4 protein-coding genes are annotated in these 4,132 nt (G+C 69.8%); 1 reads left to right on the top strand and 3 read right to left on the bottom strand.

Translation table 11 applies throughout. The features are described 5' to 3' along the window. On the top strand, positions 1-1,624 hold a 1,624-nt coding region (locus tag ACTHNC_RS12375), incomplete at its 5' end, for a phospholipase D-like domain-containing protein (protein WP_440294909.1). 5 nt (positions 1,625-1,629) lie between these two features. Here ACTHNC_RS12375 and ACTHNC_RS12370 read toward each other — a convergent pair. From ACTHNC_RS12370 to ACTHNC_RS12360, 3 genes are all read right to left on the bottom strand, one after another. Next, positions 1,630-2,580: an NADP-dependent oxidoreductase gene (locus ACTHNC_RS12370; RefSeq protein WP_440294908.1), complete on the bottom strand. Its 951-nt coding sequence runs from the start codon at positions 2,578-2,580 to the stop codon at positions 1,630-1,632. Positions 2,581-2,657: 77 nt separating this feature from the next. Continuing rightward, entirely contained in the window at positions 2,658-3,254 is a 597-nt protein-coding gene (locus ACTHNC_RS12365; protein WP_440294907.1) for a TetR/AcrR family transcriptional regulator, read from the bottom strand. Then, on the bottom strand, positions 3,251-4,132 hold an 882-nt coding region (locus ACTHNC_RS12360), incomplete at its 5' end, for an ABC transporter ATP-binding protein (protein WP_440294906.1). The genes ACTHNC_RS12365 and ACTHNC_RS12360, both read right to left, overlap by 4 nt.

The following is a 4,132-nucleotide window of genomic DNA, read 5'->3' as shown; positions in this document are numbered from 1 at the left end:
TCAGCAGGCCCGCATTCAGCAGATCATCGACGAGAACCTCGACCGTCTCCGGATGCCCGGCGTGCTGAGCGTGCGACCGGGGTTCCGGATGCGGGATGGCTGGATCACCGACGAACGCGCGATCGTCGTGACCGTCGCGTCCCGAACGGATGCCGTGGCATCCGTTCTCGAGCGGGCGCAGACGGATGCCGGGGCATCCGAGCTTCCCGGCACCCTCGACGGAGTACCGGTCGACGTGCGGACGGCTTCGCCCGCGAAGGCAGCGCAGCTCGCGGAGCTCGCGGCTCCTTCAGCTCGTGCAGAGCTCCGGGAGCCTCCGCCCGCTCCGGATCAGGGCGGCGTTCCCGTGTTCCCCGACGAGCGCGTTCTCGACACCGAACGCACCCTCGCGCGGGTACCCCCGCCTGAGGCGACCGAGACTCTCGCGAAGCCGGCCAAGGAGCGCCTCGCCTACACGGCACCGCCGGCGACGCCGCTGAAACCCGTGAGCGGCGAGATCGAGCTCGAGCTGAGCGCCAGCCCGGACTCGGGGTGGGCGGTGCTCTCGGCCTTCCTCGCCGGCACGCAGAAGTCGCTCACGGTCGGGCTCTACGACTTCACGTCCGCCCACGTGCTCGACCGGTTCGAGACGGCGGTGGCCGGCAAGCAGGTCGTGTTCGTGCTCGACCATCCGGCCAAGAACCCGACCGCCGATCAGACGGATGACCAGACCGTTGCGAACCTGAAGAAGGCACTCGGTAGCACCTTCGAGCAGGCGTGGGCACTGGAGCGTGCCGACCCGCACGCATCCGCCTGGATCTTCCCGTCCGCGTACCACATCAAGGTCGCCGTGCGGGACTCGAACACGGTCTGGCTCTCCAGCGGCAACTGGAACAACTCGAACCAGCCCGACATCGACCCGGTGCACAACCCGGGCGACGCCGCAGAGGCCCGGACCCGCGATCGCGACTGGCACGTCGTCATCCACGACGCAGCACTGGCGAAGACGTTCGAGTCGTACATGAAGCACGATTACGCGGTCGCTGAGCAGCACCAGGCACCGGCGTCGGCCGCGCTCGAGACCGAGCTGCTCGCGCAGCCGCTGGCCGAGACGCCACCCTTCGATCACTTCACGGCCGCCGAGACGATCACCGACCAGGTGACCATCACCCCGGTGCTCACGCCCGACCCTGGCGTCTACGTGGATGCCGTGCGCGCGCTGATCGAGTCGGCATCCACGTCCCTGCACCTGCAGTTCCAGTACATCGAGCCGCCGTCGAAGCCCACCGACGCCTCCGCCCCGTTTTCCGCCCTCATCGACTCGGTGATCGCCCGGCAGAAGGCGGGGGTCGAGGTGCGCGTGATCATGAGCGAGTTCGAGAGCGCCGGATACCTCGAACAGCTCCAGCAACTCGGACTCGACGTGGTTCACAACGTGAGACTGCAGAACAACGTGCACAACAAGGGCATCGTGGTCGACGGATCACGCACCCTCGTGAGCAGCCAGAACTGGTCGACCGCGGGAACCTTGGAGAACCGCGACGCGGGCGTCATCATCGACAGCGCCCGCGTCGCCGCGTACTACGACGGCATCTTCCAGCACGACTGGGAGCACCTCGCCACCCAGCACGCTCGGGAGGACTAGGGCTCTCAGCCGGCTGGATCGAGGATGATCTTGCCGCGCACCTCGCCCGCCTGGCCCGCGCGGTGCGCCTCGGCGGCATCCCTCAGCGGGTACCTGGCCCCGATCTCGACCTGGAACGTGCCGTCCGCGAGCCCGGCCAGTGCAGCCTCGAGGCCCTCGGCGCGCAGCGCCTCCTCCTCCTCGGTCAGCGGCACAGGGCTCCCGCCCGACCACGCCTTGATGCCGAGCTCAGCGGCCTTGGCGCCGACGACGATCGTGCCGATGTGCGATCGATCCGAGACGAGGTCGAAGGATGTCTTCAGCGCCTCATCCGTTCCCGCCATGTCGAGCACATAGTCCACCCCGCGTGGCACGGCCTCGCGGACGCGCTCCTCGAGACCATCGCCGTACTCGAGCGCGATGGCGCCGAGCTCGCGGATGCGGTCCAGGTTGCGGGCGCTCGCGGTGCCCACCACGGTCGCACCACGCTGCTTCGCGAACTGGATGGCCGCCTGCCCGACCGCGCCGGACGCACCGTGGATGAGCAGCACATCGCCGTCGCCCACGCCGAGCGACGCAAGCGCCTGATACGCGGTACCGGCCGGAATCCCGAGCGCGGCGGCATCCTCGAACGACACGTTCGCGGGCTTGCGCACCAGCTTGCCGACGGATGCCACGAGCTCGCTCGCGTAGGCGCCGTACGCACCGCGCACCACGACCTCGTCCCCCACCGACCAGCCGTCGACGCCCTCGCCGAGCTTCGTGATCACGCCGGAGACGTCGTTGCCGAGGCGACGCGGCTTCTCGATCGGGTCGGACGGCCGGATGCCCTGCCGCAGCTTCCAGTCGATCGGGTTCACCCCGACAGCGCGCACGTCGATCAGCACCTTGCCCTCGCCGGGCGTCGGGTCGGGGTATTCGGCCACCTCGAGCACTTCGGGACCGCCGAACCGCGTGTACTGCACCACCGTCTGCATGAAACCTCCTCGAGTCGTCGTTCTCACGATAGGCCCACCGTTGGTTCTGGTTTCGATACGCCCGCTTCGCGGGCTACTCAACCAGCGGGAGGGGCGGGCAACGGGCCGGTGAGGTAGGTCTGCACGGTCGGACCGATGTGGTCGACGATCCAGTCGGGGTCGGCGGATGCCAGCGGCTCCCATCGCAGTACGTAGCGCGTGAGAACCAGCCCAGCGATCTGGCTGGCGAGCAGCGCCGCACGCACGTCCACCTCCTCCGCGCTGGGCGCGAACCGGGCCGCCACGGGGCCGACGGCCCGCTCCAGGATGAACGTGCGCATCTGGGCGGCGAGCGCCTTGTTGCGCGTGGCGCTGCGCAGCACCGCCGTGAGCACCGAGGCGTGCGCGTCCCACACCCGCAGCAGCGCCGTGAGCAGCTGGCGTGCTGCATCCTCAGGATCCGCCTCGAGCACGGGAGCGACCACCTGTCGCGGATCGACCTGCAGCGCCGTGACCGCATCGAAGAGTCCGCCCTTCGAACCGAAGTAGTGCGCGATCATCGCCGGGTCCACGCCGGCACGCTGAGCGATCTCCCGTGTCGTGGCGCCGTCCACGCCGCGATCGGCGAAGACCTCGCGCGCGGCATCTAGAAGCTCCTGGCGGGTTGTCGACTTGCCCGGCCGACGTCCGCTCACGCGACGACTCCCTGTGCAAGGCGGGATGCCGGGGCTTCCTGCGTCTCGCGATCCAGCAGCACCATGGTCTCTTCGAGGGTAGCGGGCACCGGCTCGACGCTCGCCCGGGTGCCGCCGAGCGCCCGGGCCACGCGCTGGCGGAGGGCATCGACACCGCCCGCATCGGCTCTGCCTGCGACCCGGATGCCTCGCCCGCTCAGCATGATCGGGAGTCCGGAGCGGTCCAAGACGTCGAACGCGCGCTGCCAGTCGTCGCAGGTGACGAGCACGGCCACGGCGCCCCTGGTGAGGTCGTCGACGGTACCCGAGCCGACCATCCGTCCCTGGGAGAGCAGCGCGAGCCTGGTGCACTGCTCGGCCTCCTGCAGGTAGTGCGTCGTCACGATGACGGCGCGGCCGGACTCCGCCTGCTCGTGGATGACATCCCACAGCCGGGCGCGGGCGAGCGGGTCGACACCCGACGTCGGCTCGTCCAGCACGAGCAGTTCCGGCTCGTGCGCGAGGGCCATCAGAAACGCGAGCTGCCGTTGTCGGCCGAGTCCGATCTCGCCGACGACCGCAGAGCGCACGGCCTCGAGCGGCCCCGGGAGTTCCGGCCGCGGCACGTCGTAGACGCGGGAGAGGAACGCGACGTTCTCGCGCACGCTCAGCGTCGTGTAAAGGCCGAGGCCCTGCGGAACGTAGCCGAGCCGGCGGCGGGACGCGTTGCTCGGCGGAGCGCCGAAGAGCGTCGACTCGCCCTCGTCGGCCCGCTCGAGCCCCAGCAGGATGCGCAGCAAGGTGGTCTTGCCTGCGCCGTTCGCGCCGATGAGGCCGACTACCTCGCCAGGACGCACGTCGAGGCTGACGTCGTCGAGCGCTGTGGCGTGCCCGAAGCG

Source organism: Humibacter sp. (genome assembly GCF_051954055.1).
Classification (GTDB): Bacteria; Actinomycetota; Actinomycetes; order Actinomycetales; family Microbacteriaceae; genus Humibacter.
This window is presented reverse-complemented; position numbering and strand designations above follow the sequence as displayed.